Origin of the sequence: Streptomyces vastus (assembly GCF_039532825.1) — a bacterium.
Classification (GTDB): domain Bacteria; phylum Actinomycetota; class Actinomycetes; order Streptomycetales; family Streptomycetaceae; genus Streptomyces; species Streptomyces vastus.
This window is the reverse complement of sequence record NZ_BAAASJ010000120.1, coordinates 129,972-156,872: the sequence shown is the minus strand read 5'-3', so window position 1 is coordinate 156,872 and position 26,901 is coordinate 129,972. Positions and strand designations below refer to the sequence as shown.

Sequence of the window (26,901 nt, the reverse complement as noted above, 5' to 3'; positions counted from 1 at the left end):
GCTTCGTCGCGTATGTACTGCACGGCCGACTCTAGTGGGGAGCCGGAACGGGTTCGGACACGGGTTCGGGAGCCCGGCCCGCCAGTCGCTCGCGCCAGGCGGCGAGCACGGCGGCATCGGTCGCGGGTGTGGCCAGCGAGACGATCACGTACGTGGCCAGCGAGGACAGCAGCCCGTAATAGATGGGCTCGTTGGCGAGGATTCCGTACGCCGCCATCAGCGCGATGACCGCGAGGCCGCCGACCGCGACGGAGGCCAGCGCGCCCTGCGCGGTGCCGCGCTTCCACAGCAGGCCGCCGAGGATGGGGACGAGGAGGCCGCCGACGAGGAGGTTGTAGGCGACGGTCAGGGCCTCGACGACGTTGTTCAGCGCGATGGCCGTACAGATCACCGCGACGCCCATGATGAGGATGAAGGCCCTGTTGCCTCTCACCTCGTCGTGCTGCTCCTCGGACGGTCGGACGGCGCCCCGCAGCCGCGACCAGATGTCGTTGTTCGCGACGGTCGCGCAGGCGATGAGAGCGCCCGAGGACGTCGACATCACGGCGGCCAGGGCCGCAGCGAGCACCAAGCCCCTTACTCCGATGGGAAGTTCGTCTTTCACGACGGTCGCGAAGGCGTCGTCCGCGCTGCCGAGCTTCGGGTAGAGGACCTTGGCCGCCGTACCGATGACGGCGCCGGCGAGCGCGTACGCCAGGCAGTAGGTGCCCGCGATCGTGCCGCCCCACTTGGCGGTCCGGTCGCTGCGCGCGGTGAACACGCGCTGCCAGATGTCCTGCCCGATCAGCATGCCGAAGGTGTAGATGAGGACGTACGTGAAGATCGTCTCGCCACCGATGCCCAGCGGGTCGAAGTACGACGTCGGCAGCTCGTCCCTCATCGCGCCGAAGCCGCCCGCCTTGACGACCGCGATGGGGAGCAGCAGGAGCAGTACGCCGATCGTCTTGACCACGAACTGCACCATGTCGGTGAGGGTGATCGACCACATGCCGCCGAGTGTCGAGTACGCGACCACGATCGAGCCGCCGAGGACGATCGCGATCGTGCGGTTCATGTCGAAGAGGACGTCGAAGATCGTGGCGTACGCGATGGTGGACGTGACGGCGAGCATCAGCGTGTACGCCCACATGACGACGCCGGAGATGACGCCGGCCCTGCCGCCGTAGCGCAGGTCGAGCATCTCGGAGACGGTGTAGACCTTCAGCCTGGCGATGCGGGCGGAGAAGAAGACGGACAGGGCGAGGAGCCCGAGGCCGATGGTGAAGACCATCCAGGCACCGGACAGGCCGTACTGGTACCCGAGGCCGACGCCGCCGATGGTGGACGCGCCGCCGAGGACGATCGCGGCCATGGTGCCGGAGTACATGGTGGGGCCGAGGCGGCGGCCCGCCACCAGGAACTCGCTCTTCGACCTGGCGCGGCGCATGCCCCACCACCCCATGGCCAGCATGCCTGCCAGATAGACGACGATGACTGTGTAGTCGACGGCCACGTGGGCCCTCCTTCACTCGGTGTCGCCTGCGGGTGACGAGCACCGACACTAGGTGGCCGGAAAGCGACTGCGAAGTGTACGTTTCATCCATTCAAGCCGCCCTGAGTGGAGGGAACGTCCACCATGCCGGACCCCGCCGTCCCTCCCACCCCACCGGTCCCGCTGGCGGCACTCCTGGCCCGCGAGGACCTCGCCCTCCGCCAGATCGCAGGGCCGGCCGATCCGGACCTCGTCATCCACTGGGCGCACACCTCGGAGATGGCGGACCCGTACCCGTACCTACTGGGCGGCGAGCTGCTGCTGACGGCCGGGGTGCACATCCCGGAGGCGGCGGGCTCGGGGACGTACTTCGAGGACTACGTGTCCAGGATCGTCGCGGCGGGCGGCGCGGCCCTCGGCTTCGGGGTGGCGCCGGTGCACGACACGGTGCCGCGGGCCCTGGTCGCGGCCTGCGAGACGTACGAGCTGCCGCTGGTCGAGGTCCCGCCGCAGACCACCTTCTCGGGCGTGGCCCGGGCGGTCTGGCAGCTCATGGCCCAGGCCCGGCACGCGGAGCTGCGCCGCGTGACCGAGGCCCAGCAGAGCCTGGCCGCGGCGGCATCCCGGCAGGACCCGGTGCCGTCGGTCCTGCGGCAACTGGCTCAGCGGGTGGGCGGCCGGGCGGTGCTGTACGGGACCGACGGGGCGGAAGTCGCGGTTGCGGGGCGGGAGTTGGGACCGGGAGTGAGTGGCGCGCTGGCCGAGCTGGCGGCGATCGTGCGGCCGGTCGAGGGCCCCGGTGCCACGCCCACGCCCGCCCCTTCCTCCGCCACCGACACCGTGGACGGCACCCACCTCGCCGCGTACGCCCTCGGTACGGAGCAGAGGTTCGTGCTCACAGTGGCGGCGCCCCGGCGCGAACCCGGCGACCACACCATCGCCTCCGTCGCCGCCGTACTCCTGTCCCTCCTCACCGGCGAGCACCAGAGCGGTACCGGCGCGGCCCGCTCCTCGGCTCTCGTACGACTGCTGCTGGGCGCCGCGCCCGAGGACGTGGCGCCTCTTCTGGGCGGGAAGCGGTGGGTCGTGGTGAACGCGTGTCCGGACGGCCCCGCTGCTGCGGACGCCGTCGCCGCGTCCGCGCTGGGGGCGGCACTCGGCTCGGCGCTCGTGGACGTGGACGGGGAAGTCGTACGCGTCCTCGTGCCCGCCGACCGTGAGCCGGCCCCGCAGCCCGGCTGGACGTGCGGGGCGAGCTCGGCCGTCGGCCCGCAGGAATGGGCGACCGGCGATACGCAGGCCGCCCGCGCGCTGGCTCGCGCGCGGGCCACCCGTACGCCCCTGGTCCGGCACAGCGAACGCCCCGGCCTGGCCGGTCTGATTCCGCCGGCTGAGGCCGAGGCTCACGCCCGTACGCTCCTCGCCCCGATCGCCACGAGCCCGGCCCTCCCCGAGACCCTCCGCACCTGGCTTTCCCTGCACGGCAGTTGGGACCGCACGGCGGTCGCCCTGTCCGTGCACCGGAACACGGTGCGGCAGCGGGTCGGGCGGTGTGCGGCCCTGCTGGACATGGACCTCGACGATCCGGACGTACGGATGGAGCTGTGGTTCGCGTTGAGGCAGGAGTGACCAAGCCGCTCAGTCGCTCAGCGGAGCGCCGAGCCGAACAGTGCGTCCGTGTAGGGCGCGGACAGGGCCTTGCCGCCGAAGGCGATGGCGGACGTGGTGGTGAGACCGGTGGTCCTGCCGCGCAGGAGCCAGACGGCGCCGTTGTTGCTGTTCTCTGCCGTGGAGGCCACGGCGAGGTCGCGGTAGCCGTTGCCGTTGACGTCCAGGAGCGCGGTGGTCGCGCCGAACCTGTCGTTCGTCTCGGCCACTCCGGGCACACCGGGGGTGTTCTGGTGGAACACCTGGGTTCCCGCGCCCGTGACGCCGGAGGCCGTGCCGGGTACCAGGGCGAACGAACCGGCGTTGGTGAGGCCGCTGAAGTCCTCGCCGGAGATGCCGAGCGCGATGTCCGCGTAGCCGTCGCCCGTGACGTCGGCGACCGAGACCGCCGAGCCGACGGCGTCGCCGGACTCCTGGGCGCCGTGGAAGCCGGGCAGGCTCTGGTCGAAGCTCTGGGTGTTGGAGCTGGACAGGCCGGAGGCCGAGCCGTAGGCGACGCGGACCTTCTCGGACCAGCCGTCGGCGCCGACCACCACGTCGTCGTAGCCGTCGCCGTTCACGTCACCCACGCCGGTGCCCGGCGCGGCGCCGCCCGCGGTGTCCCCGGGCGTCCCCGAGCCACGAGTGAAGCCCGAATCGCCGCCGTACAGCAGGCGGTTGCCCCAGGTGCCGTCACCGGAGTAACGCCACTGGACGATGTCGTCCTTGCCGTCGCCATTGATGTCGCCGGCCTGGCTGGACTTGATGGGACCGGTGATCGAGTCGGCGTCCTCCACGCAGCTGCCGTCGGTGGCGCAGGCGGCGCCGTCGGTGTCATGGCCCCACCACTCGGACTTGTTCAGGATGGGGAGAGTGGCGGTCGGCTTTCCGGTACGCGAGACCGGGCCCTTCCACAGGGTGGCCGGGGCGCCCGCGGGGTCGTCGCCGCCGACGTTCTGCGTGGTGAACAGGGCGAGGTCCGTCTTGCCGTCGCCGTCGAAGTCACCGGCCTGCGGGGCCGCCCCGTACCCGGCGATGTTCGTGCCGCCGGTGAGGCCGGTGGAGGAGCCCCACAGGATGACGGAGCCCGCGGAGCCGCCCGCGATCACGAGGTCGCCGAAGCCGTCGCCGTCCAGGTCGCCCTTGGTGAAGGTGGACCCGAAGCGCTGGTTGGCGGTGGCGGAGCCGGGGACCCCGCTGGTGGAGCGGCTGACGAGCTTCCTGTGGGAGGCGGAAAGCCCGCTGGACGAGCCGTACATGACGGCCACGTAGCCGGCCTTGGCCGCGCCGGACACCGTGGCGTTCGGGGCACCGACGGCCAGGTCGGCGTAGCCGTCCCCGTTGAAGTCGTCCTGTACTTCCACTTCCGCCGTTTCGGCGGCGCCGGCGGAGGCCGCGGTGAGGGTCCAGGTGCCGACCCCTCCGGCGAGCAGCGCCGCGGCGGCCAGAGGTGCGGTCAGCCGCGCGGTGGTGGCTTTTCTGCGTCGTGCTTGGGACATGCACATGCCTTTCGAGTCGGTTCGGTCCGGCGCGTCGGGGGGGCGCGTTCATGGAGTGCGACTCGGGCTGTGCATCATCGGTTGTACGACTGAATGTCATGTATCTGTAACCACGGATTGGCGACTGGTTTGGCGGCTGGTTTGAGCCCCCCTTTCGAAAACCTCGAGACGGGGAGCTCAAACCAGGACCACGCACCGTACGCCGCGCTACCAGATCGCCTCGACCCACTCCGGGTGGTCGATGAACGGGTTGCGGTTGTGCTGGTAGGTGTCGTAGATGATCTCGTTGCGGTTCTCCTCGAAGGCGCTCGGCGGGTCCTCGGCGTTCCACTGCTTCAGGACAGAGAGGCGGCCGTGGTACGGGGAACTGCCGTTGGAGACCGAGTCGTTGGGCTCCAGGTCCGCCCAGCTGTCGTCGCCCTCGTAACGGACGGCCATGTAGAGGATCATGCGGGCCACATCGCCCTTGACGGCGTCGCGCGGCTCGAAGGAGTTCGAGTCGGTGTAGTTGCCGGCCGCGCCGCTGACCGCGCTGCCGCCGTTGTCGAAGTCCTTGTTGCCGCGGATGCTGTTGATCTGCACGTCCTCGGGGCGCAGGTGGTGCAGGTCGGTTCCGGGGCCCGCCGAGGTGCCGAAGTCGCCGTGGGACTGGGCCCAGACGTGCTCGCGGTTCCAGTTGCCGGTGTTTCCGCCGTTGAGGGACTTGCTGCGGGAGGTGCCGCTGTAGAGCAGGATCACGTTGTTGCCGTTGTTCGGGTCCTGGTCCGTGGCCTTGAGGGCGTTCCAGACGGCGGAGTACGAGATCCTGGTCTGGTCGCTGATGATCGTGTGCAGCGCGTCCTTCAGCGCCGGGCCCGTCTTGCCGATCGCGCCTTCGTAGTACGTGTCGTCGTACGCGGTGGTGGTGGCCACTGCGGGGCTCGCGGCGGCGGTCGGCAGGGTGATGCCGACGAGTACGGCGGCGGCGGTCAGCGCGAGCGGCTTCCAGCCGCGTATTCGTCTGCCGGTCGGCCGGCTGGTGCCTGTCTGCGTAACGGACATGGGGGTGCCCTTTCCCGGGAACGGCACGCGAGCCCGCCCGGAGCCTGACGTGAGCGCCGGGCGTTCTACGCGAGTTGACCTTACGGTCAAGCGGGAGCGTGGCACGGGAGAGGGGTCCGCCGTGTAACCGGGAAGGGGCGTTTGTGTGACGTTCCCGTAGAGCCGCGTGGTGTGCGGGTTTTCCCCAACTGGCTGAGGGCTTCCCCTGGTTGACGGCTCATGCGGTCAGGCGGTAGAGGGTGATGCGGTGCCGGTCACTTGGGCGCAGCGGGCCGGGTCGGGTACGGACGCGCGCGTGCTGTCGTACCGGTCGCGGGCCTTCCAGGCGCGCAGCATCGTCTCCTGCACCAGGTCCTCGGCCTCGTGGAACGAGCCCAGCATCCGGTAGCAGTACGCCACCAACTCACCCCGGTACGGCTCGAAGTCCACGGGCTCATCATGGCGTGCCCGCTGAGCGTTGGGTCCCTCACCGCCCAGAACTTCCGTGCGGGAAACGTGTGTGCAACTTTCGGCCACTCAAATGAGTCAGAAGAGGCGAGTGCGCCGGAGCGCGCTCGGTGCTTCAAGGGGATGGGAAGCCTTCATGACTCACCGGATGTCCCGGCGTGCCCGGGTGCTGTGCGCGGGGCTCGGCGCGGGGGTGCTCGTGCCGTTCGTGGCGGGGGCGGGGCCCGTCGTCGCGGCGACGCCGCAGGTCAGTTGTACGTCCGGCAAGGCGGGCCTGGCCGCCAAGCTGCAGAAGGACATCACCACCGCCCTCGCGAACCGCAACGGCACGATCGCCGTCGGCCTCTACGACCGTACGACCAGGACGACTTGCTCGCTGCGGTCGACTACGGCGTACGACTCGGCCAGCGTCGTGAAGGTGACCGTGCTCGCCACGCTGCTGTGGGATGCCAGGAAGCACAACCGGTATCTCACTCAGCGCGAGGCCGATCTCGCCACCGCCATGATCACCAAGTCGGACAACTCCGCGACCAGCACGCTCTGGAGACAGCTGGGCGTGGCCAGGGTGAAGGGCTTCCTCACCGCCGCCGGCATGACCCAGACCAAGCCCGGCGCGAACGGCTACTGGGGACTCACCCAGATCACCGTCCGCGACGAGCAGAAGCTGCTCGCCCTCATCACCGCGAGGAACTCCGTTCTGAGCGACAACGCCCGTGCGTACATATCGAAGTTGATGGGGAAGGTCATCTCCTCGCAGAGATGGGGTACGCCGGCGGGGGCGCCCTCCTCCGTGTCCGTGCACGTCAAGAACGGCTGGCTGCCCCGCTCCACGCACGGCTGGCGCGTCCACAGCATCGGTACGTTCAAGGGCGGCGGCCACGACTACATGATCTCCGTCCTCACCCACGGCAACAGCACGATGAACTACGGCGTCACCACGATCCAGGGCGTGGCACGGGCGATCCACAAGGATCTTGTCCCTACGACCGGTTGACGCGTATGGCTGTTACTGCGTGGGTGGCCAGGGGGAGAGCAGGTCACGCAGCAGCTCGGTGAAGCCGCTGTCCAGGGTGTCCTCCCAGCGCTGGTCGCCGACTGCTTCGGGGCAGAGAGCGGCGGGGCGGGCGACCCAGAGGATCTTCCACGTTCTGGACTTCAGCGCGAGGTCGCCCCAGACCCCGCCGCGCGGGACGAGCGGGTGGAGCAGATCGCTGATCCGTTCCGTCGCGACCTCTACCAGCGGGCCCTCGATCGCCGTGTGCGCCGCTGCGAGCGCCATGGGGGAGGAGCGGGCGATCGCGGCCGTGGTCGGATGGCGGCGGACGATGCGCACCACGTGGGTCAGGTGGTCGATGATCCCCTGAGTGGTGCCGTCGCTGGGGCAGGTGTGTTGTGCCTCGTCAAAAGCGTGCGCAAGTTCGGCTTTGAGCGCGAGCTGGTGCAGTTTGGAGGCGGACTTCCAGTTGGAGTAGAGGAAGTTGCGTGACGTGCCACAGCTGCGGGCGATGGCGGTCAGGGGTACGTCCAGGCCGTCGGTACGCATCAGCGTGCGTACGGTGGTGATCACGTGCCCTGCGCTGTAGGGGTTGTGCTCGGATCTGAGTTGCGGGCTCATGGCCCCTATGGTGCGAAAAGCGTGAACACGCGGGGGTGTGATGCCCTTTGTGCACTCAAACGAGCGGTGTTTGAACGCGGTGGGGAGATGTGCTCACGCTTTTGCTAGGGGGTACTGGTGCGCCGGGCCGCTCAGGATGGGAACTTGCCGCCCTTGACGGCCGTGACGAACGCCGACCAATCACCCACCGAGAAGAGCAGCGCCGGGCCGTGGGGGGTTTTGGAGTCGCGGACGGGGACGCCTGAAGGGTAGTTGTCGAGGACTTCGAGGCAACTGCCCGATTCATTGCCGCTGTACGACGACTTGCGCCAGCCGTTCATCGTGGATGAGTCCGGGATGATGCGCTCAGTCATGGTGTCCGTATTCCTTCGCAATCGCCCTCAGGAGGGCAACAGACTCGTTCTGCGGTAGTGCGTCGCCCAGTCCGAGATCGTAGACGGCCTGGAGCCGATGGACCACGGCCGGGGAATCGTGCACTCTGCCGATAGACATGGCCTCGCTGTACGCGGCAGGAGGTTGGTCCTCGAACCACCACAGCGACAGCATGCTCTGCATCAGCGGATGAACGCCCAGGCCGAACGGCAGAACGTGAGCACGTACCCGCTCGCTCTCCACGAGGTGGACGATGTGCGTGATCTGCTCAGCCATGACGTCCTGGCCGCCGACCGGGCGACGTAGCACTGCCTCGTCCAGCAGCGTCCACACTACGGGCGTCACCGGATCGTCGAGGATCTTCGCGCGCTCAAGCCGTGTGACAACGTGCCTGTCACGCTCGTCGGGACTCCTGGGAGGGAACGTCGTGCCCAGCACCGCACGCGCGTATCTCTCCGTCTGAAGGATGCCGGGGATGAAGCTCAGCGCGAACTCGCGGATGACCGTTGCCTGTTGTTCGAGCTGGCGTGCCGCTTCGAAGTAGTCGGCAATCGTGCCGTCCTGCTGCGGCAGGAAGCTGCTCAGTACGTTTCCCGTGTTCAGTGCTCTGTCCAGGCGCCGGGCGTCCTCCTTGGAAGGGACTCGCCGCCCCGCCTCGATATGCGCGATGTGTGAGCGGGTCATGATCGCCGAGTCGGCCAGCTGCTGCTGCGTCAGCCCGGCCGCCTCGCGCTGCTCCTTGAGCCAGTCGCCGTAGATGGTGCTCACTTCGTCAACTCCCTTGCGACAAACGCCTCGTCACCAGCCACCCCCTGGCGAACCTAGCCCGCCCGGTTTCAGTCTGTGAGTGGATCGCTACACAAAGAAACCAATGGAGTTCACGATGGATGGCATCAGCGAGGTGCGACTGCTTCCCTGGGCGGGCCCGGAGGGCAAACGCTGCTATCTCCTGACCAACGGAACCGGCTGTCTCTCCCGAATCGCCGACACCATCGAGAGCGTCCAACTGGAGATGGCCGACGATCTCCTCGACCACGCGGCCGACATGCTCGCCGACCACCGAGCCACACCGGCGCAACTCCGCTTCCTGCTCGCGCGCATGACCGAGGCCCTGACCGACGTACACCGCATCGCAGAGAGTCGTGGCGCCCGCCTTCCCGAGACCTAGACCAGTGTCAGCGCCTCCTTCAGGTTGTGCTCGGCGATGTTCTTCGCGGCTGCACCTGCTCAGCCAGCACGTGCAGCCGCTCCTCCAGTTGGTCGCGGGCTGTCGCGATCCTGGGGTCGCGGGAGGCTGCCTCGGTGAGGTCCCGTAGCGCGCGCTCGAGGACGACCGCCTCGCATGACGTTCCGCGCGAGGTCCCGCCGGCGTCGACCACGGCCACCTTGCCGTACGTCGGTCCCCGGTGGTGTCGCATCGCCTCCAGTGCCTCTGCGAGGCGGGCCATGACCGGGGCGGCCGTGCGCGGGTCGCGTGCGAGGAGTTGCTCCAAGTTCTCGCCGGGGACGTCCTCGACGATGGCCAGGTCGGCCGGGTAGTGCGTACCGTCGCGGTCGAGGAGGCGTATCGCTGGGACGCGAACGCCGAGCGCATCCAGCCGTGCGTGAGCGGCCTCGAACAGGCCGAGGCCGAGGCCGGGCGAGAACGGATCGGTGAGGTCGTGGTCGCCCTCGGCCGACGGCCAGTAGTTCTCGGCGGCGTCCCACACGTAGGCGATCGCCGTTGTCGCGTCGTCCATCGTCAGGCGGTACACACCCTTCTTGCTGCCGCCCGCAACCCGTTCGACTCCCTCCAGCCACCGCCCGGCTCCCAGCGCCGCCCGCGCCGCGCCTGCGAGCTGATCCCGTGTCGCTGTCCCCGGTGCCATATTCGCGGACCGCCCCTCCGTCGCCACAGCCCGTGCACCTTACGGGAAAAAAAGCGCGAACACTGAGCGAAACAAGGCCCTTTGGCCACTCGAACGAGCGGCGACTGAACACCGCAGGGAGAACTGTTCACGTTTTTTCTGCATCCCCCTCCACCACCCTCGCCCTACCGTGATCCCATGCGCTTGAGATCCGTACTCGCGACCCTCACCGCCGGCCTGACCGCGGCCACCTGCCTCACAGCCGCCGGGCCCGCCGCGGCCGGAGCAACAGCCGCACCCGCCGCCGCTCCCCGCAACGCCTGTTCCCCCTCCGTCTCCATCGACGGGTTCTCCGACGCCCTCGACAAGACGACGTACGAGGGCACCTACGTCGGCAACTTCTCCGCGCTCGCCGTCGACCGGGACGGCAGGCTCGCCGCCCTCTCCGACCGGTCGTCCCTCTTCACCCTGGACCCGAAGACGCTCCAGCCCCGCTCCGTCGTCGCGCTCGCGGACGAGAACAGCGGTGCGCTCGACTCCGAGGGGCTGGTCGTCGAGCGGGACGGTACGCGGCTCGTGTCGTCCGAGGGGGAGCCGGCGGTCCGGCGGTACGGGCGGGACGGGGTGATCCTGGGCCGGCTTCCCGTGCCGGAGTACCTGCGCGTCGCGCCTGCCGGGCGTGCCGCCGGCAACCAGACCTTCGAGGCCCTGACCTTCCTCAACGACGGCCGCACCCTGCTGGCCGGCATGGAGGGCTCCCTGTCCGGTGACACCCCGGGCATCGTCCGCTTCCAGACCTGGCACCGGCACGGCTCCCAGGACTTCCGTCTCGCGGCCCAGTACGGCTACCGCGCGGACACCGGGCTCGGCGTCGTCGAGACCACCGCGACCCCCGACGGCCGCCTCCTCGTCCTGGAACGCGGCTTCACGCCGGGTGTCGGCAACACGGTCCGCCTCTACGCCGCCGACCTCCGCCGCGCCACGGACACGAGCGGCGTCGAGAACCTCACCGGCCAGAACGACGTACGCCTGATCAGGAAAACCCTCCTCGCCGACCTCGTGAACTGCCCCACCCTCGGCGCCACCGCCAAGCAGCCCCAGCCCAACCCCCTCCTCGACAACATCGAGGCCATGACCGTCACCGGCCACCGCCATGGCCGCCTCAAGATCCTCCTGGCCAGCGACGACAACCAGAACGCGGCGCAGATCACCCGCTTCTACTCCCTGCACATACGTCTCTGATTTTTGCGGAGGGATGAAATCCGGTTCCGATCGCGTTGGTGCCTTCCGGCGGACAAGGATCTCGGGAGGCACCGGCGTGGCAGCGCAACAGGGGGAGACGAGCGGCTGGGCACGGCGGCTCGCCGGATACGCATGGCGGTATCCGAAGGACGTCGTGCTCGCGCTCGGCTCCTCGCTCGCCGGTATGGCGGTCATGGCGCTGGTCCCGCTCGTCACCAAGGTGATCATCGATGACGTCATCGGGGACAAGAGCCGGGACATGGCCCCGTGGGCAGGCGCCCTCATCGGGGCGGCCCTCCTCGTGTACGTCCTCACGTACATCCGGCGCTACTACGGCGGCCGACTCGCTCTCGACGTCCAGCACGACCTGCGGACCGAGATGTACAAGGCGATCACCCGGCTCGACGGACGGCGGCAGGACGAGCTGTCGACCGGGCAGGTCGTGGGCCGGGCGACCAGTGACCTCCAGCTGATCCAGAGCCTGCTGTTCATGCTCCCGATGACCATCGGGAACGTGCTGCTCTTCCTGATCTCCCTCGGGATCATGGCCTCGCTGTCCCTGCCGCTCACCCTCGTCGCGCTGGCCGTCGCCCCCGCCCTGTGGTTCATCGCCAAACACAGCAGCAGCCGACTGCACCCCGCCACCTGGTACGCGCAGGGCCAGGCCGCCGCCGTCGCGGGAGTCGTCGACGGCGCCGTCAGCGGCGTACGCGTGGTGAAGGGGTTCGGGCAGGAGGACCAGGAGACCGGGAAGCTGAGGGAGGTCGGGCGGCGGCTCTTCGCGGGGCGGCTGCGGACCATCCGGCTGAACGCCCGCTACACCCCGGCCCTGCAGGCGGTGCCCGCGCTCGGGCAGGTCGCGATGCTCGCGCTGGGCGGCTGGCTCGCCATACGCGGGCACATCACGCTCGGTACGTTCGTCGCCTTCTCGACCTATCTCGCCCAGCTCGTCGGACCCGTCCGCATGCTGGCCATGGTGCTCACCGTCGGGCAGCAGGCCCGCGCCGGCGCCGAGCGCGTCATCGAGCTGATCGACACCGAGCCGTCCCTCGAGGACGGCACGAAGCCGCTGCCGGCCGACGCGCCCGCGACCGTCGAGTTCGACGATGTGAGCTTCGGGTACGCCGACGCCTCGCAACCCGTGCTCGGCGGGCTCAGCTTCGAGATCCGGCCGGGTGAGACCCTCGCGGTCGTCGGTTCCTCGGGGTCCGGCAAGTCGACGGTCTCCCTGCTCCTTCCGCGCTTCTACGACGTCACGCGCGGCGCCGTCCTCGTCGGCGGCCACGATGTGCGCGAACTGACCCTCGAATCACTGCGCGCCGCGATCGGGCTCGTCCCCGAGGACTCCTTCCTCTTCTCGGACACCGTGCGCGCCAACATCGCGTACGGCCGCCCCGACGCCACCCAGGAGGAGATCGAGGCCGCGGCACGGGCCGCGCAGGCGGACCGGTTCATCGACGAGCTGCCCGACGGGTACGACACCAAGGTCGGCGAGCAGGGCCTGACCCTCTCCGGCGGACAGCGCCAGCGCGTCGCCCTCGCCCGCGCGATCCTCACCGACCCGCGCCTGCTGGTCCTCGACGACGCGACCTCGGCCGTGGACGCCCGCGTCGAGCACGAGATCCACGAGGCGCTCAAGCACGTCATGGAAGGGCGTACGACCCTCCTCATCGCTCACCGCCGTTCCACGCTCAACCTCGCCGACCGCATCGCCGTCCTCGACGGCGGACGGCTCGCCGACATCGGTACGCACGACGAGCTCCAGCAGCGCTCGCCCCTGTACCGGCGGCTGCTCACCGACCCGGACGAGCTGGGCGGCGTCTCGCCGGGGCACACCCAGCCCGTCTGCCCGGTCGAGGACACGTCCGTACGGGATGAACTGGACGCCGAGTTCGATGCGGAGCGCGGGATCACGCCCAAGCTGTGGACGGGCGACCGTGAGCCCCGGGACGCGGCCATGGACGGGATGCCGGCGACACCCGAACTCCTCGCCCAGGTCGAGGCGTTGCCCCCGGCGGACGACAAGCCCGACATCGACGAGGCGCGGGCGGTCACCCCGGAGGAGTCGTACGGCCTGAGACGACTGCTGAGAGGCTTCGGGCTGCCTCTTCTCGTCAGCCTCGGCCTCGTGGCCGTCGACGCGGGCATGGGACTGCTGCTGCCGCTCATGATCCGCAACGGCATCGACGACGGTGTCACCAAGGTCGCCGAGGGCGCGGTGTGGACGGCGTCCCTGCTGGCCCTGCTCACCGTGATCGTCCAGTGGGCGGCGCAGACCGGTGAGATCCGCATGACCGGACGTACGGGGGAGAGGGTCCTGTACGCGCTCCGGCTGAAGATCTTCGCGCAGCTCCAGAGGCTCGGACTCGACTACTACGAGCGGGAGTTGACGGGCCGGATCATGACCCGGATGACGACCGACGTGGACGCCCTGTCGACGTTCCTGCAGACGGGACTCGTCACCGCCTTCGTCTCGGTCGTCACCTTCTTCGGCATCATGGTCGCGCTGTTCGTGATCGACATCCAGCTCGCGCTCGTCGTCTTCGCCACGCTGCCGCCGCTGATCATCGGCACGGTCTTCTTCCGCCGGGCGAGTGTGAAGGCGTACGAACTCGCCCGTGAGCGCGTGTCCGTGGTGAACGCGGACCTTCAGGAGTCGGTGGCGGGGCTGCGGATCGTGCAGGCGTTCCGGCGTGAGCGGGGCGGCCGGGAGCGGTTCGCGGCAGGCAGCGACAGCTATCGCAAGGCGCGGATCCGGGGGCAGTGGCTGATCTCGGTGTACTTCCCCTTCGTGCAGTTCCTGTCATCGGTCGCGGCGGCCGCGGTGATCATCGTGGGCGCGGGGCGGATCGACGCGGGGACGCTCAGCACCGGTGCGCTGGTCGCGTACCTGCTCTACATCGACCTGTTCTTCGCGCCCGTGCAGCAGCTCTCGCAGGTCTTCGACGGCTACCAGCAGGCGACCGTCTCGCTGGGCCGCGTCCAGGAACTCCTCCAGGAGCCGACCTCCACCAAGGCCGCCGACGCGGCACGCGAGGTGCCGTCCCTGCGGGGCGACATCGCCTTCGAGGACGTCGACTTCGCGTACAACGACAAGGAAGAGGCGCTCAGCGGGGTCTCCCTGCGCATCCCCGCCGGGCAGACCGTGGCCTTCGTCGGCGAGACGGGCGCGGGCAAGTCGACGCTGGTCAAGCTGGTCGCCCGGTTCTACGACCCGACGGGCGGGCGGGTGACCGTCGACGGCATGGATCTGCGCGCGCTGGACCTCACCTCGTACCGGCACCGTCTGGGCGTCGTCCCCCAGGAGGCGTACCTCTTCCAGGGCACGGTCCGGGACGCCATCGCGTACGGCCGCCCGGACGCCACCGACGCCGAGGTGGAGGCAGCCGCCCGCGCGGTCGGCGCACACGACATGATCGCCACGCTCGATGGCGGCTACCTCCACGAGGTCGCCGAACGCGGCCGCAACCTCTCCGCCGGGCAACGCCAGTTGATCGCCCTCGCCCGCGCCGAACTCGTCGACCCGGACATCCTCCTGCTCGACGAGGCCACCGCCGCCCTCGACCTGGCCACCGAGGCCCAGGTCAACCAGGCCACCGACCGCATCGCGGGCCGCCGCACCACGCTCGTGGTCGCCCACCGTCTGACGACGGCGGCCCGCGCGGACCGGGTCGTGGTCATGGACCACGGCCGGGTCGCGGAGGACGGCACACACGAGGAACTCCTCGAACGGGGCGGGCGGTACGCCGAGTTGTGGCAGATGTTCCTCGGGGAGCCGGTCACTGCCCCCACAGCCCCGCTTGCGTAGTCCTACGTCGGCTTTTCCTCCGCCACGCAACCAGACGGCCTACCTCATGCGTCCGTAGACGGAGTACGCCGATTGCTGCGGGAGGACAACAGTGGACAAGAGCGCGATACGCCGTCATATGGCGCTCGGTGTGGCTGTACTGACCGCTTCCGGACTGCTGTCCCTCGCAGGCCCGGGCACGGGCACCGCGGAGGCGGCGGCGCTCTGCTCCGGCCGCAAGGTCCGCACGCTGCCCTTCTCCACGGGATCCGTCCACATCTACAAGAAGCGCGGCTACGTCTGCGCGGTGACCCTCCGCAAGAGGCAGGGTGCCTATGCGTACATGTCCGTGAGCGTCCGGGCATGGCGCGCCCGCCCGGCCGTCAACAGAGGGCTTTTCAGGCACCACGCAGGCCCGGTGACCGCGCACATAGGACACCGCCGCGTACTGGTGACGGGTTCCGTCGGCTCGGACTCGGTGAACTCGGGCTGGATCCGCCTGTGAACCCGCGCCCCTAAAAGGAGGCCGCAGGCCTTCCTTTTTAGGGGCGCGGGGCTGTGACATAAGCGGCTCCGCCGCGATGGGGGTCCCCCCGCTCATGGGGGTCCCCCCGCTCGAGCGAAGCCGAGAGTGGGGGAGGAGCCGAGAGTGGGGGAGCGACCAGCCACAACGAACCCGCAGCTTCAACGAATTGCCCGCGGGGCGCACCGTTGTCCGGAATGCGCCCCAACATCCCCTGGTGTCAACGGAGTTGCTCCGCTAGGTTCCGGCGGACATCTGTGTTTCCCAGGGGAGTGTGCATGCGCAAGACGCTCAGATGGCTGCTGTCGCTCGTGGTGCTCATAGGCACCCTGAGCACGGCCGGCGCGGCCACCGCCGCGCAGCCGGAGGCCACCGGCAGCCGCGCCAGTGCCATAACGGACGACACCGCCGACATCAAGGACCGTCTCCTCGCGATACCGGGCATGAGCCTGATCGAGGAGAAGCCCTACGCCGGCTACCGCTACTTCGTCCTCAGCTACACCCAGCCGGTCGACCACCGGCACCCGTCCAAGGGCAGGTTCCAGCAGCGCATCACGGTGCTGCACAAGGACACGACCCGCCCGTCGGTGTTCTTCACCAGCGGTTACAACGTCTCGACGACGCCGCGCCGCAGCGAGCCGACCCAGATCGTGGACGGCAACCAGATCTCGATGGAGTACCGCTTCTTCACTCCGTCCCGCCCCGACCCGGCCGACTGGTCCAAGCTCGACATCTGGCAGGCGGCCAGCGACCAGCACCGTATCTTCAAGGCGCTCAAGAAGATCTACGCCAAGAAGTGGCTCTCCACGGGCGGCTCCAAGGGCGGCATGACCGCCACGTACTACGAGCGCTTCTACCCGCGTGACATGGACGGCGTCGTCGCGTACGTCGCCCCCAACGACGTGGTGAACAAGGAGGATTCGGCGTACGACAGGTTCTTCGCCGGCGTCGGCACCAAGGAGTGCCGAGACAAGCTGAACGCCGTGCAGCGCGAGGCGCTCGTACGCCGTGAGCCGCTGGAGAAGCGGTACGAGGAGTACGCGGCTGCCGAGGGCCTCACCTTCAACACCGTCGGCAGCCTCGACAAGGCGTACGAGGCCGTCGTACTCGACTACGTGTGGGGCTTCTGGCAGTACAGCCTGCTCGGCGACTGCGACACGATCCCGGCCGACGCCGCGAACGCCACCGACGACGAGATCTGGAGCACGATCGACACGATCGTCGGCTTCTCCGCCTACGCCGACCAGGGCCTGGAGCAGTACACGCCGTACTACTACCAGGCGGGTACGCAGCTCGGGGCGCCCACCATCGAGTTCCCGCACATCGAGCCGGGGCTGATCCGCTACGGCTACCAGCCGCCGCGGAACTTCGTGCCGCGCGACATCTCCATGAAGTTCCAGCCGTGGGCGATGCGCGACGTCGACACCTGGGTCAAGCACAACGCCCAGCAGATGCTGTTCGTGTACGGCGAGAACGACCCGTGGGGCGCCGAGCCGTTCCACCTCGGCAAGGGCGCCCGTGACTCGTACATCTTCACGGCCCCCGGCGCGAACCACGGCGCCAATGTCGCCGGCCTCGTCGCCGACGAGAAGGCCCTCGCCACGGCCCGCATCCTGAAGTGGGCGGGCGTCGCCTCCGCCACGGTCCAGGAGGACCCGTCGAAGGCCAAGCCGCTGGCCAAGTACGACAGGAAGCTGGACAAGCACAGCGCGGAGCGCCAGCTGCGGCCGTAATGCCGTAACTGACCTGTCTGCTCCAACTTCCTTGCTGCGCCCGTCCGTTGATCACAGCGGGCGGGCGCAGCCCACCGGCTTCGGCCCGCCGAGCCGGACGTACAGGGCCGTCGACGCAGGACACTGAGTCCGCTTCTCGACCGCCGAAGTCACCTTGTACTCCGGAGACTTCTCGCCCTTGCCGTCGCACGCCGTCTCGCGGACCTCGCCCTCGCCCGCGCTGTAGACGCAGTCGCCGACGATCGTGCGCGGGCCTCCGCCGCCGCCGGGGTCGCCGGGGTGCGGGTTCTCCAGGTTGCGCATGCAGGCGTAGCCCTGCGGGACCGCGCCGTCGCCGTCCTCGCCCGCGGACGGTTTCTGTTCGCTGATGTGCAGCACGAAGTCCGTGGTGGCGGGGCACGCAGGGCCCTCGCTCACCTTGCCGTCGTGGCGCGCGACGACCCGAGCCGCCGCCCGCTCACTGCCGCACAGCACCTCGGTGAACGACGTGCGCCCGAACGAACTGCACTCGTCGACCCCCAGGAACTCCGCCCCGAACCCGGCGGTCCGCGTAGGCGTCACCTGCCCGCTCTCGCCGAGCCGGCCCTCCCCGGAATCCGCGGATCCCGAAAGCCGCTCGCACCCGGTGAGCGCCGCCACCAGCATCACCAACGCGCACACCACCCACCCACACCTTGCCTTGCGCATGACGCTCCCCCCGATACCCCCGACCAGCGTGACCTGCCACAACGGGCCCACGCCAGACGTGCAGGGTGCTTTGCGTCTTTTGGGGGCGGTGCGCCGGGTGTGCGGCGTACGTGGCGTACGGCGGACTGTACAGCCGCACGTCATCCGATGTCCGACAAGGGCCTAGTAATTCGACCTGTTGTCCAAAGTCCGGCGCGGCACCGCGCGCGCCCCGTGAGGGGCGCGGCTGTGCTTCCAGCGGATGCTGGAGAGAAAGTGGCCCCGAGAGGGGCCGTCATCGGCGCTGTTGGAGGGGGGCGCGCCGATGACGGCATGCTGCCGGCCGCGGGCGGTTGGAGAGGGTAGGTCAGCGATCGCAGCCAGCAGCGAGGGCCGACACCGCACCGCGGAGACTCATCCGGCAGCCTGCGCATTGGACGCGAGGTGGCGCGGATGGGTTCCCCGGATCGGGACGACTCCCGGAAATTGGTACGGGGGTGCACCACCGTGTCCGATGGGGTTGCTGCGGCGCTGTTTTGGGCCGGTGCGCCGCAGCCAACCTGTGAACCCGCTGAAGCCGAACTCGCCGGTCAGCGCTTCTTGTCGTACGTCGCCGTCACCTCGACCTCGACGAGCCACCCCGGCACGGCCAGCGAGGCGACCTCCATCGTCGCCCGCGCCGGGCGGGCCTTGTTGGCGAGCAGCGGCGGCTCGGGGGTCGAGGTGCCCATGGGCACCGGCACGACCTGGAGCGACTTCAGGTCGATGTTGGCGAAGTACTGCCGGTACGCGCGGTTCCAGCCCGCGTAGTCGGCGATCTCGGCGCCAGGCGGCTTCATCAGATAGGCCTTCATCGTGATGACGTCGGCCGGTTTCACGCCCGCGGTCTCGAGGTTGGTCTTGATGTTGCGGAGGACGACGAGCGCCTGCGCCTCGGTGATCGTGACGCCCTGCGCCCCTTCGGTGAGGGCGGGGTCGGTGTAGCGCTCGGGCGTGCCCTCCGGCGCGGCCGGGTTCAGCGCGGACGGGCCGAGACCGCTGCTCTGGTAGACGGCGACTTCCCCGCCCGTCGCCACGCCGTTCGCGATGGCCGGGTTGGACTGCCCCTCGGGCAGCATGACCCGTACCTCCTGCGGGCCCGGCGACCACCAGCCCTTGGCGCCCGCCAGTGTCGCCGAGCCGGTCAGCAGCGCCCCGGTCAGGGCCGTACCGACGACAATCTTCGTACGCCGCTTCATCCGGCCATCACCCTCTCGTGGATCCCGGTCACGACCTTGCGGGCCGAGGTGAACGCTCCGTGCTGCCAGGCGATGACGTGGCTGAGCCAGTCGCCGGCGAAGTAGACGTGTCCCGCGGGCTGGTTGAGCAGCCTGTACTCGGGGCCGGTCTGCGAGGGCCAGCCGACCCAGCCGCCCTCGATGTGTGGCGTGCGGTGCCAGGCGACGCTGAAGGAGTGGTCGAGTTCGGTGCGGTACTTGTCGCCGTGGATCTTCACGCCCCGGCTCACCGCCCGCTTCAGCCGCTCGGCGTGCGGCAGACCGCTGTACGCGACAGCGTTGTCACCGAAGTTGTAGTAGCCGATGAGCGTGCCGCGGCGGCCCTGATAGCCGTACGACGGGTACCAGATGGTGGCCAGGTCCGTGTCGGTCGGAGTGATGCCGCCGTAGATGTGCTCGTCCGTCTCCCACCAGCGGCTTCGGTACTCGAGCCCGATCTTGCCGACGGGCGTCGCGACGGGGTACTTCAGCGCCGCGGTGACGTCCGCGCCCAGGTTGTGCTTGATGCGGGCCATGACCATGGGCGGGATGGCCGCCACGACGAAGTCGGCGCGCCGGGTGCGGATACGGCCCTCGGCGTCCTCGTACGTGACCTCCGCGCCGTCCGGAAGGTCCTTGACCTCCATCGCCTTGGCGCCGTACGTGATCCGGTCCGGGCCGATGGCCTTCGCCAGTGCGTACGGGATCGCGTCCATCCCGCCCACCGGCTGGAACATCAGCATGGCCTGGTCGTAGCCGAACTCGAAGGAGAAGCGCTGCCCGACGCCGCTCGCGACCACGTCCGACAGGGAGGGCACCGGGCCGAGGACCGTGCCCTCCTCGAAGGCCGCACCCGGCTCGACCGAATACCCCCGGCGGTCGCTTCCGGTGTACGCGAAGCCGTCCGCCTTGCCCTTGATGGCGCCGAAGTTCTGCAGGAACGCGATGAGCCGTTCCTTGTCGGCGGCGGTGAGTTCCCGGTCCAGGGCGCCCTGGTCGGTGGCCTTGGCGAGCAACTCGGAGACATAGCCGTAGACATCGGCCTTCGCCGTGCGCCACCGCATCGGCTTGCCCGCCAGGGCGGCGCTCTTCTCGTGGTAGATGTACGCGTTGGCGTTCTGGTTGGTGAACACCTCGAGGGGAACGCCGAGTTCACGGCAGTACTCGAGGGTGACATGGGACTGCGGCAGCCGGGCAGGGCCCGCGTTCATGTACTGGCCCCTGGAGAACGAGCTCTTCTGCGTACGCCCGTCAAGATCGGTCAGCGTGGCGCCGCCGCGGACCGTCCAGTTCCGTCCGCCCGGGCGGTCCTTCGCCTCCAGGATCCGGCAGTCGTAGCCCGCCTTGCCCAGCTCGTACGCCGTCGCCAGGCCGGCTATGCCACCGCCGAGCACGAGGACCTTCTTGCCGCTCCGCCCGGTGAGCGCGAAGTCGCCGCTCCGGGGCGCCCGGTACTCCTCGGCCCGCACCTCCGGGGCCGGCGCGAGCCCCAGGGCCCCCATCGCCGAGTACAGCATTCCGGCGCCGCCCGCGACCCCGACCGATCTGAGAAAGCCACGGCGAGATGCCTCTGCAACCATCCAATTCCTCCTCGCCCGCGGCCCATGGCCATGCCGGCCGCGGGCCGCATCGTTGGGTCAACCCGGCCCGGTGGGAGGTGAATTGCGGGTGAGGCCGGAGTGCCCTACGAGCCTCCGTCAGAGGTGTTACAGGTGCATGCCAATGACGTATACGGAGACGATCAGAGGAGCGGGGTGCGGTCGGAGCCCTGGCAGCCCGGGCTCACGCCGACTCGTTCAGCAACCGCGAAAGGTGCTCCCGCCCCGCCCCCAGCAACTCCTCCAGCGGCGCGGCCGACTCGTACCAGCGCTTCTCGTACTCCCAGCACAACCAGCCGTCCCAGCCCTCGCGGGAGAGGAGTTCCACGCACTCGGTGAGAGGCAGGACACCCGAGCCGAGCGGCAGCGGAGTGGTGTCGTCGGCCGAGGCGATGTCCTTGACCTGGACGTAGCCGAGGTAGGGGGAGAGGGCCACATACGTCGAGCCGGGCTGTTCGCCGCCGAGCCAGGTGTGCATGATGTCCCACAGGGCGCCGACGCGAGGGTGGCCGACGAGTCCGAGGACACGGATCGCGTCCGCGCCCGTGCGGTGCGAGTCGTGGGTCTCCAGGAGGATGCGTACGCCCAGATCGGCGGCGTACTCCGCGGCCGTGCCCAGTCGCCGCGCGGCCGTCGCATCCGCTTCCTCCGGGCTCTGGTCGGTTCCGCCGCCGGGGAAGACACGGATGAAGGGGGCGCCCAAGTCGCGGGCCAGCTCCAGGAGTTCGCGGATCTCCTGGATTACGGGACCGTCCTCGCCCGGTGCGGCCACGCGCGCGTACCCCGCAAGGCCCAGGATCTCGACGCCGGCCGCCTTGAACTCGGCGGCCACGTCGGCCCGTCGGCTCAGTGCGATACCGGGGTGGACCGGCTCCTCGGGGTGCGCGCGAAGCTCGACACCGTGGTAGCCGTGTGCGGCCGCGAGCCGCACCACGTCGGAGATGGGCAGTCCGGGAACGCCGAGAGTGGAGAAGGCCAACTTCATGCTGCGGACCCTACCTGCCACCCCCGCATGCTGGGCAGAGTCAGTCCTGTGCGCCGTGCAGGTCCAGGCGCCAGTCCTGGCCGACCAGGTCCACGCCGAAGGAGCGGTGCGGTTTCTCGGCGAGGAGGACGAAGCCGTGGCGCTGGTAGATCTTGCGGGCCGCCGTCAGTGCGTCGTTCGTCCACAGCACCATCTCGCGGTAGCCGACACCCAGCGCGAACTCGATGCAGGCACGCACGAGCCGGTCGCCGATGCCGAGGCCGCGGGCGTCCGGTTCGACGAGGAGGAGCCGCAGGCGTGCGGCACCCGGCGCCTCGTCCCGTACGCACATCACGCAGCCCACCGCGCGGCCGTCCAGCTCCGCGATCCACACCCGCTCCAGGTGCGGGTCGTGATCCTCCGCGAAGTCCGCGACGATCCGGGCGACCAGGCCCTCGTAGTCCGTGTTCCACCCGTGCTCGGCGGCGTACAGCGCGGCGTTGCGCTGCACGATCCAGCCGAGGTCGCCGGGGCCGGGCTCCCGCAGGACGACGTCCTCGCCGCGATGGGGGTCCCCCCGCTCGAGCGAAGCCGAGAGTGGGGGAGGCCGGCCGTCGGACAGCACGTCCCGAATCGTGCGCATCGCCTCTGCGAGCCGGGGCCGCTCGCCCGCCGGAACGGTCGCCAGCAGCGAGCCCACCGACTCCTGCGACCGCTCGTCGAGCAGATCGGCCGCCTCACGCCCGCGCGCGGTGAGCGTGACGTGCCGCCGCCGCGTGTCCTTCTCGGACGGCACGCGCTCGATCAGCCCGTCCTGCTCGAACTTCGCCAGGATCCGGCTCAAGTACCCGGCGTCCAGCGACAGTTCGCCCCGCAGGTCGGCGGCGTCCGTACGGGGTGAGTGCGCGAGCTCGTACAGCACGCGGGCCTCGGTCAGCGTGTACGGGGCGTACAGCTGACGGCTGTAGTCCAGCGCGCCGATGACGTTCGTGTAGAAGCGGTTGAAAGAGCGGATGTCCTGGATGGTCATGACCCGACCTCAAGATGGTTGACTCAGTCAGAGATCTCGCTACTCCGACAGTAGGCCGCTTCCGGCTCCGCGTCCATGGATCGCCCGGTCGCGCCCCACGGCGGAGCCGCATGGTGGCCGGCGGCTCCGGGAGCGCCCCTTCAGGGGCGCGGGGCTGTTACATCAGCGGCTCCGCCGCGGGGCGCGACCAGCCACGACGGACCCGCAGTCGCCAACGGACGAACCCACCCGCCCGGTAGGCGCCCTGCTCAGCCGCCGGCGGCAGTCGCGGGGAATTGCGCGACCAGCCACAACGAACCCGCGGCTTCGAACCGCATCACCCCTTGGGTACTCCCGTAGACCCCCGCACCATCAACTCCCCCCGCACCGTCACGATCCCGCCCTCCGGCGCCTCCTCCCGCCCCATGGCGATCCGCCCGGCCAGGGTCCCCGCCTCCGAGAGAGGCAACCGCACCGTCGTCAGCGCGGGCACCGCATCGACGCTGAAGGGCAGGTCGTCGAAGCCCACGACCGAGACGTCGTCGGGGATTCGGAGCCCGGAGTCCCGCAGCGCGGCACACGCGCCCAGCGCAACCGTGTCGTTCGCGGCGACAACGGCCGTCAACGACGGCTCACGGCGCAGGAGTTCGAGCGTCGCCTCGTAACCCGCCCGGCGGTCGTAGCGGCCGTGGACAGTCCACGCGGGCTCGTCGGGAATGCCGTGCGCGGCCAGCGCGGCCCGGTGACCTTCAAGACGGTGCCGCGTAGTCGTCCGCTCCTGAGGCCCCGCGATATACCCCATACGCCGATGCCCGAGCCCGATCAGGTGCTCGGTGAGCTCTCGCCCGCCCCCGCGGTTGTCGAACGTGAGCGCCACCGCCTCGGTGTCCGAAGGCGCAGGCGGACGCCCGCACAGAACAACCCGCGTCCCCGCATCCGCCAGCTTCCGCAACTTCGTCGCGACGGCCGCCGCGTGCGCGGTGTTCTCGACGGCCCCCCCGGTCAGTACGACCGCGGCAGCGCGCTGTCGCTGAAGGAGCGTGAGGTAGGTGAGCTCACGCTCCGGGGAGCCGCCCGTGTTGCAGACGACCCCCAGCCGCTCCCCGCCCGCGCGCCCGCCCGGCCCGCCGATCTCGGACTGGATCGCCGCCGCCATGATCCCGAAGAAGGGGTCGGCGATGTCGTTGACCAGGATCCCGACCAGGTCGGAGGTGGCGGCGGCCAACGCGCTCGCCGGGCCGTTCAGCACGTAGTCCAGCTCGTCCACGGCCCGCAGCACCCGCTCCCGCGTGGTCGCCGCCACGGGGTAGTTGCCGTTCAGCACGCGGGACACGGTGGCGGGCGAGACCTGCGCGCGAGCCGCCACGTCCGCCAGGGTCACGGTCATCTATCGTCCTCCGGTCAGGCATCTGCTCAGGCATCTGCGTCGCATATCTCATCACCGCGCGGGGTTGTCCGATCCGCTGCACAGAGGCTAGCTTCTTCACACATAGAAAGCGCTTGCTGCAACGCTCACCTGTTCACTGTGGGGCGTACGCGGCGCAGGACGCGTACGAAGGGAATGACGTGACACGCAAGACGGTGCGCATCGCGATGAACGGCGTGACGGGACGCATGGGCTACCGCCAGCATCTCGTCCGCTCCATCCTCGCCCTGCGCGAACAGGGCGGCCTCGATCTCGGCGACGGCACCGTGCTGTTGCCCGAGCCGGTGCTCGTCGGCCGCCGCGAGCACGCGCTGAAGGCGCTCGCGGACCAGCACGGCCTCGAGCACTGGTCCACCAGCCTCGACGCCGTACTCGACGACCCGTCCATCGACATCTACTTCGACGCCCAGGTCACCTCCGCCCGCGAGGACGCCCTCAAGAAGGCGATCGAGGCCGGAAAGCACATCTACACCGAGAAGCCGACCGCGACCGGCCTCGACGGTGCCCTGGAGCTGGCCCGGCTGGCCGCGGACAAGGGCATCAAGCACGGCGTCGTCCAGGACAAGCTGTTCCTGCCCGGCCTGCTCAAGCTGAAGCGCCTCATCGAGGGCGGCTTCTTCGGGCGGATCCTGTCCGTTCGCGGCGAGTTCGGCTACTGGGTCTTCGAGGGCGACTGGCAGCCCGCCCAGCGCCCGTCCTGGAACTACCGCGCCGAGGACGGCGGCGGCATCGTCGTCGACATGTTCCCGCACTGGGAGTACGTACTCCACGAGCTGTTCGGCCGCGTCAAGTCCGTACAGGCGCTGACCGCGACCCACATCCCGCAGCGCTGGGACGAGCAGGGCAAGCCGTACGCCGCGACGGCCGACGACGCCGCGTACGGCATCTTCGAGCTGGAGAACGGCGCCATCGCGCAGATCAACTCCTCCTGGACCGTACGCGTCAACCGCGACGAACTCGTGGAGTTCCAGGTCGACGGGACCGAGGGCTCCGCGGTCGCGGGCCTGCGCAACTGCCGGGTCCAGCACCGCAGTTCGACACCCAAGCCGGTGTGGAACCCGGACATCCCCGCCACCGAGGTCTTCCGCGACCAGTGGCAGGAGGTGCCCGACAACGCCGAGTTCGACAACGGCTTCAAGGCGCAGTGGGAGCTGTTCCTCAAGCATGTGTACGCCGACGCGCCGTACCACTGGGACCTGCTCGCAGGCGCCCGCGGTGTCCAGCTCGCCGAGCTGGGGCTGAAGTCCTCGGCCGAGGGCCGCCGCTTCGACGTACCGGAGATCTCGCTTTGACCGCTCCCCTCCCTGAAGGGAGGGGATCCCTGGCTCAGGCTGCCTCCTGGAGCGGCGCTCCAGGAGGTCTTATGCCCTCGACACCAGCCGGGTTCAGACCAGCCCGGACGAGCATCACATGGGCGGAGTTCTTGTCCCTGGGGGATACGACTCCGCACGCGGTGCAGGTGTAGGTACGTTCCGAAAGAGGAAGTGCGTGCTTGGTTCTCGCTCCGCACGACGCACAATCCATGGTGGTGTGCGCGGGATGCACGAGGCGGACGTCCCGCCCGTGCTTGCGGCCCATTTCGATCAGGGCCTTCTTGGTGGCGCCGATGGCGGCGTCCGCCGCCTTCCGGGCCATGGTCGTTTTGGCGAGGAACTTTGGGCGGAAGTCCTCGACCGCGATGGCGTCGTGGTCGGTCACGACCTTCTTGGCCCACTTGCGAGCGGTGTCCTGCCTCTGCCGGGCGATCTTCTGGCAGGTCTTTGCCCGCGACTTCTTCGCTTCGAGGTAGCCCCTGGAAGCGGCCTGACCTTTCTTCGGTTTGCGGCGGGCCATCATCCGGTCGTATCGGGTCAGTTTTTTCTTGGCCTTGTTGCCGTGTTCGGCGTGCGGGAGGTCGTGGGCGTCGGAGGTGGTGGTGGCGATCTCTCTGACCCCCCAGTCGACGCCGACTGCCCGGCCTGTAGCTGGCAGCGGCTGGAGTTCGATGGGGACGACGAAGGAGGCGTACCAATTCCCGATGCTGTCCTGGTGTACACGTACCGAGGAGGGGGCGGTGGGCAGCTCTCGGGACCACACCATCGTCAGTACGATCCCGCCCGCCAGGTGCAGGCGACCGTCCTTCAGGCGAAAGCCGCGCCGGGTGTAGTTCAGCGTCGGGTTGGCTTCGCGCTTCTTCTTGTACTTCGGCATCCCGGCCCGGCGGCGCATCGGCAGCCGTTCCTTGATGTCCTTCTGCGCCTTCGCGCGGGACTTGCCGAAGTCACGGATGAGCTGCTGTTGCGGCACCGAAGAACCCTCAGCCAGCCATGGTGTTATCGACCGGGCCTCTGTCAGCATCCTGTCCAGTCGGGCCGGGCCGCACGTCTCGCCCTCGGCGTAGGCCTTCTTCGACCAGGCCACGCACTCGTTCCAGAGCCACCGGCACCGGTCCCACTCCGCGCGAAGCGCCGCGAGAGCCGTCGACGACACACGAAGCCGGTAGGTGTACCGGGCGTGCCCAGTCTTCCCGTCCGTCATTGGTGTCGTCATGACACCACGCTAGCACTACAATCGAGGTCATGGACCACGAAGTACGCATCACGCTCAGACTGCCCGCTGACCTTCACGAATGGCTGGTCAGTCAGGCCAAGTCCGCGCGCCGGTCTCTCAACTCCGAGATCGTGTACCGCCTGGAGCGCGAGCGCGTCGCTGTCGAGGCGGACAGCGAATCGCCCTGACGGCGACTCCCCTTCACCTTCCCTGCCCCGCAGGAGTCCGA

22 protein-coding genes and 2 pseudogenes are annotated in these 26,901 nt (G+C 69.4%); 9 read left to right on the top strand and 15 right to left on the bottom strand.

The features are described from left to right. Positions 1 to 31: 31 nt before the first annotated feature. Positions 32 to 1,492 carry a sodium:solute symporter family protein gene (locus ABD357_RS40395; RefSeq protein WP_344396422.1) on the bottom strand — a complete coding sequence of 487 codons (1,461 nt, stop codon included), beginning with the start codon at positions 1,490 to 1,492 and terminating at the stop codon, positions 32 to 34. A 123-nt stretch (positions 1,493 to 1,615) separates the two neighbouring features. On the opposite strand from ABD357_RS40395, the gene ABD357_RS40390 reads away from it, so the two are divergent. Continuing rightward, positions 1,616 to 3,100: a PucR family transcriptional regulator gene (locus ABD357_RS40390; protein WP_344396421.1), complete on the top strand. Its 1,485-nt coding sequence runs from the start codon at positions 1,616 to 1,618 to the stop codon at positions 3,098 to 3,100. Between the two features lie 17 nt (positions 3,101 to 3,117). Here ABD357_RS40390 and ABD357_RS40385 read toward each other — a convergent pair whose 3' ends face one another. The 3 genes and pseudogenes from ABD357_RS40385 to ABD357_RS40375 all read right to left on the bottom strand — a co-directional run. After that, the gene (locus tag ABD357_RS40385) at positions 3,118 to 4,617 is read right to left on the bottom strand and encodes an FG-GAP-like repeat-containing protein (protein WP_344396419.1); all 1,500 of its coding nucleotides are present in this window, start codon (positions 4,615 to 4,617) and stop codon (positions 3,118 to 3,120) included. A 207-nt stretch (positions 4,618 to 4,824) separates the two neighbouring features. Beyond that, complete coding sequence (locus ABD357_RS40380) at positions 4,825 to 5,658, bottom strand: endonuclease I family protein (RefSeq protein WP_344396418.1); 834 nt, start codon at positions 5,656 to 5,658, stop codon at positions 4,825 to 4,827. A 282-nt stretch (positions 5,659 to 5,940) separates the two neighbouring features. Further along, a pseudogene (locus ABD357_RS40375) lies at positions 5,941 to 6,087 on the bottom strand (sigma factor); the annotation flags it as partial. Positions 6,088 to 6,241: 154 nt separating this feature from the next. Here ABD357_RS40375 and ABD357_RS40370 point away from each other — a divergent pair. Next, positions 6,242 to 7,099, top strand: a complete 858-nt coding sequence (locus tag ABD357_RS40370; RefSeq protein WP_344396417.1) for a serine hydrolase — start codon at positions 6,242 to 6,244, stop codon at positions 7,097 to 7,099. A 12-nt stretch (positions 7,100 to 7,111) separates the two neighbouring features. Here ABD357_RS40370 and ABD357_RS40365 read toward each other — a convergent pair whose 3' ends face one another. The 3 genes from ABD357_RS40365 to ABD357_RS40355 all read right to left on the bottom strand — a co-directional run bounded on the left by ABD357_RS40365 (position 7,112) and on the right by ABD357_RS40355 (position 8,860). Further along, positions 7,112 to 7,720, bottom strand: coding sequence for a hypothetical protein (locus tag ABD357_RS40365; RefSeq protein WP_344396416.1), 609 nt, complete (start codon positions 7,718 to 7,720; stop codon positions 7,112 to 7,114). Positions 7,721 to 7,851: 131 nt separating this feature from the next. Beyond that, complete coding sequence (locus ABD357_RS40360; RefSeq protein ID WP_344396415.1) at positions 7,852 to 8,073, bottom strand: DUF397 domain-containing protein; 222 nt, start codon at positions 8,071 to 8,073, stop codon at positions 7,852 to 7,854. Then, positions 8,066 to 8,860 carry a helix-turn-helix domain-containing protein gene (locus ABD357_RS40355; protein WP_344396414.1) on the bottom strand — a complete coding sequence of 265 codons (795 nt, stop codon included), beginning with the start codon at positions 8,858 to 8,860 and terminating at the stop codon, positions 8,066 to 8,068. The genes ABD357_RS40360 and ABD357_RS40355 overlap by 8 nt, the downstream gene beginning before the upstream one ends. 115 nt (positions 8,861 to 8,975) lie before the next feature. Here ABD357_RS40355 and ABD357_RS40350 point away from each other — a divergent pair, with 115 nt between their 5' ends. Further along, positions 8,976 to 9,260 carry a hypothetical protein gene (locus ABD357_RS40350; protein WP_344396412.1) on the top strand — a complete coding sequence of 95 codons (285 nt, stop codon included), beginning with the start codon at positions 8,976 to 8,978 and terminating at the stop codon, positions 9,258 to 9,260. Between the two features lie 43 nt (positions 9,261 to 9,303). Here ABD357_RS40350 and ABD357_RS40345 read toward each other — a convergent pair. Beyond that, a pseudogene (locus tag ABD357_RS40345) lies at positions 9,304 to 9,960 on the bottom strand (phosphotransferase family protein); the annotation flags it as partial. Between the two features lie 177 nt (positions 9,961 to 10,137). On the opposite strand from ABD357_RS40345, the gene ABD357_RS40340 reads away from it, so the two are divergent. From ABD357_RS40340 to ABD357_RS40325, 4 genes are all read left to right on the top strand, one after another. After that, complete coding sequence (locus ABD357_RS40340; protein WP_344396411.1) at positions 10,138 to 11,181, top strand: esterase-like activity of phytase family protein; 1,044 nt, start codon at positions 10,138 to 10,140, stop codon at positions 11,179 to 11,181. A gap of 76 nt (positions 11,182 to 11,257) precedes the next feature. Then, on the top strand, positions 11,258 to 14,989 hold the full coding sequence (locus tag ABD357_RS40335; RefSeq protein ID WP_344396410.1) for an ABC transporter ATP-binding protein: 3,732 nt from the start codon (positions 11,258 to 11,260) through the stop codon (positions 14,987 to 14,989). A 91-nt stretch (positions 14,990 to 15,080) separates the two neighbouring features. After that, entirely contained in the window at positions 15,081 to 15,473 is a 393-nt protein-coding gene (locus ABD357_RS40330) for a hypothetical protein (RefSeq protein ID WP_344396408.1), read from the top strand. 296 nt (positions 15,474 to 15,769) lie between these two features. Then, positions 15,770 to 17,224: an aminopeptidase gene (locus ABD357_RS40325; RefSeq protein WP_344396407.1), complete on the top strand. Its 1,455-nt coding sequence runs from the start codon at positions 15,770 to 15,772 to the stop codon at positions 17,222 to 17,224. 51 nt (positions 17,225 to 17,275) lie between these two features. Here ABD357_RS40325 and ABD357_RS40320 read toward each other — a convergent pair whose 3' ends face one another. From ABD357_RS40320 to ABD357_RS40295, 6 genes are all read right to left on the bottom strand, one after another. Continuing rightward, positions 17,276 to 17,911, bottom strand: a complete 636-nt coding sequence (locus tag ABD357_RS40320) for a hypothetical protein (RefSeq protein ID WP_344396406.1) — start codon at positions 17,909 to 17,911, stop codon at positions 17,276 to 17,278. 569 nt (positions 17,912 to 18,480) lie between these two features. After that, entirely contained in the window at positions 18,481 to 19,128 is a 648-nt protein-coding gene (locus ABD357_RS40315; RefSeq protein ID WP_344396405.1) for a Rid family hydrolase, read from the bottom strand. Next, positions 19,125 to 20,726 (bottom strand): flavin monoamine oxidase family protein, encoded by a 1,602-nt coding sequence (locus tag ABD357_RS40310; protein WP_344396404.1) that lies wholly within the window; start codon positions 20,724 to 20,726, stop codon positions 19,125 to 19,127. Before ABD357_RS40310 ends, ABD357_RS40315 begins: the two co-directional genes overlap by 4 nt. A 202-nt stretch (positions 20,727 to 20,928) precedes the next feature. Further along, positions 20,929 to 21,729: a sugar phosphate isomerase/epimerase family protein gene (locus ABD357_RS40305; protein ID WP_344396403.1), complete on the bottom strand. Its 801-nt coding sequence runs from the start codon at positions 21,727 to 21,729 to the stop codon at positions 20,929 to 20,931. A 40-nt stretch (positions 21,730 to 21,769) separates the two neighbouring features. Continuing rightward, positions 21,770 to 22,738 (bottom strand): bifunctional helix-turn-helix transcriptional regulator/GNAT family N-acetyltransferase, encoded by a 969-nt coding sequence (locus ABD357_RS40300; protein ID WP_344396402.1) that lies wholly within the window; start codon positions 22,736 to 22,738, stop codon positions 21,770 to 21,772. A 316-nt stretch (positions 22,739 to 23,054) separates the two neighbouring features. Continuing rightward, positions 23,055 to 24,104, bottom strand: a complete 1,050-nt coding sequence (locus tag ABD357_RS40295; RefSeq protein ID WP_344396400.1) for a LacI family DNA-binding transcriptional regulator — start codon at positions 24,102 to 24,104, stop codon at positions 23,055 to 23,057. A 179-nt stretch (positions 24,105 to 24,283) separates the two neighbouring features. Here ABD357_RS40295 and ABD357_RS40290 point away from each other — a divergent pair, with 179 nt between their 5' ends. Then, positions 24,284 to 25,435, top strand: a complete 1,152-nt coding sequence (locus ABD357_RS40290; RefSeq protein ID WP_344396399.1) for a Gfo/Idh/MocA family protein — start codon at positions 24,284 to 24,286, stop codon at positions 25,433 to 25,435. Positions 25,436 to 25,469: 34 nt separating this feature from the next. On the opposite strand, the gene ABD357_RS40285 is transcribed toward ABD357_RS40290, so the two are convergent. After that, on the bottom strand, positions 25,470 to 26,672 hold the full coding sequence (locus ABD357_RS40285) for an RNA-guided endonuclease InsQ/TnpB family protein (protein ID WP_344396397.1): 1,203 nt from the start codon (positions 26,670 to 26,672) through the stop codon (positions 25,470 to 25,472). A 29-nt stretch (positions 26,673 to 26,701) separates the two neighbouring features. Between ABD357_RS40285 and ABD357_RS40280 the strand changes: the two genes are divergently transcribed. Further along, positions 26,702 to 26,860, top strand: a complete 159-nt coding sequence (locus ABD357_RS40280) for an Arc family DNA-binding protein (RefSeq protein ID WP_344396396.1) — start codon at positions 26,702 to 26,704, stop codon at positions 26,858 to 26,860. Positions 26,861 to 26,901 lie beyond the last annotated feature (41 nt).

What these genes read in the sequence shown, in the direction of transcription:
- ABD357_RS40390 (WP_344396421.1), top strand. Translation starts at nt 1,616, where the DNA reads ATGCCGGACCCCGCCGTCCCTCCCACCCCACCGGTCCCGCTGGCGGCA.
- ABD357_RS40385 (WP_344396419.1), bottom strand. Translation starts at nt 4,617, where the DNA reads ATGTCCCAAGCACGACGCAGAAAAGCCACCACCGCGCGGCTGACCGCA.
- ABD357_RS40380 (WP_344396418.1), bottom strand. Translation starts at nt 5,658, where the DNA reads ATGTCCGTTACGCAGACAGGCACCAGCCGGCCGACCGGCAGACGAATA.
- ABD357_RS40370 (WP_344396417.1), top strand. Translation starts at nt 6,242, where the DNA reads ATGACTCACCGGATGTCCCGGCGTGCCCGGGTGCTGTGCGCGGGGCTC.
- ABD357_RS40365 (WP_344396416.1), bottom strand. Translation starts at nt 7,720, where the DNA reads ATGAGCCCGCAACTCAGATCCGAGCACAACCCCTACAGCGCAGGGCAC.
- ABD357_RS40360 (WP_344396415.1), bottom strand. Translation starts at nt 8,073, where the DNA reads ATGACTGAGCGCATCATCCCGGACTCATCCACGATGAACGGCTGGCGC.
- ABD357_RS40350 (WP_344396412.1), top strand. Translation starts at nt 8,976, where the DNA reads ATGGATGGCATCAGCGAGGTGCGACTGCTTCCCTGGGCGGGCCCGGAG.
- ABD357_RS40340 (WP_344396411.1), top strand. Translation starts at nt 10,138, where the DNA reads ATGCGCTTGAGATCCGTACTCGCGACCCTCACCGCCGGCCTGACCGCG.
- ABD357_RS40325 (WP_344396407.1), top strand. Translation starts at nt 15,770, where the DNA reads ATGCGCAAGACGCTCAGATGGCTGCTGTCGCTCGTGGTGCTCATAGGC.
- ABD357_RS40320 (WP_344396406.1), bottom strand. Translation starts at nt 17,911, where the DNA reads ATGCGCAAGGCAAGGTGTGGGTGGGTGGTGTGCGCGTTGGTGATGCTG.
- ABD357_RS40315 (WP_344396405.1), bottom strand. Translation starts at nt 19,128, where the DNA reads ATGAAGCGGCGTACGAAGATTGTCGTCGGTACGGCCCTGACCGGGGCG.
- ABD357_RS40310 (WP_344396404.1), bottom strand. Translation starts at nt 20,726, where the DNA reads ATGGTTGCAGAGGCATCTCGCCGTGGCTTTCTCAGATCGGTCGGGGTC.
- ABD357_RS40305 (WP_344396403.1), bottom strand. Translation starts at nt 21,729, where the DNA reads ATGAAGTTGGCCTTCTCCACTCTCGGCGTTCCCGGACTGCCCATCTCC.
- ABD357_RS40300 (WP_344396402.1), bottom strand. Translation starts at nt 22,738, where the DNA reads ATGACCATCCAGGACATCCGCTCTTTCAACCGCTTCTACACGAACGTC.
- ABD357_RS40295 (WP_344396400.1), bottom strand. Translation starts at nt 24,104, where the DNA reads ATGACCGTGACCCTGGCGGACGTGGCGGCTCGCGCGCAGGTCTCGCCC.
- ABD357_RS40285 (WP_344396397.1), bottom strand. Translation starts at nt 26,672, where the DNA reads ATGACGACACCAATGACGGACGGGAAGACTGGGCACGCCCGGTACACC.
- ABD357_RS40280 (WP_344396396.1), top strand. Translation starts at nt 26,702, where the DNA reads ATGGACCACGAAGTACGCATCACGCTCAGACTGCCCGCTGACCTTCAC.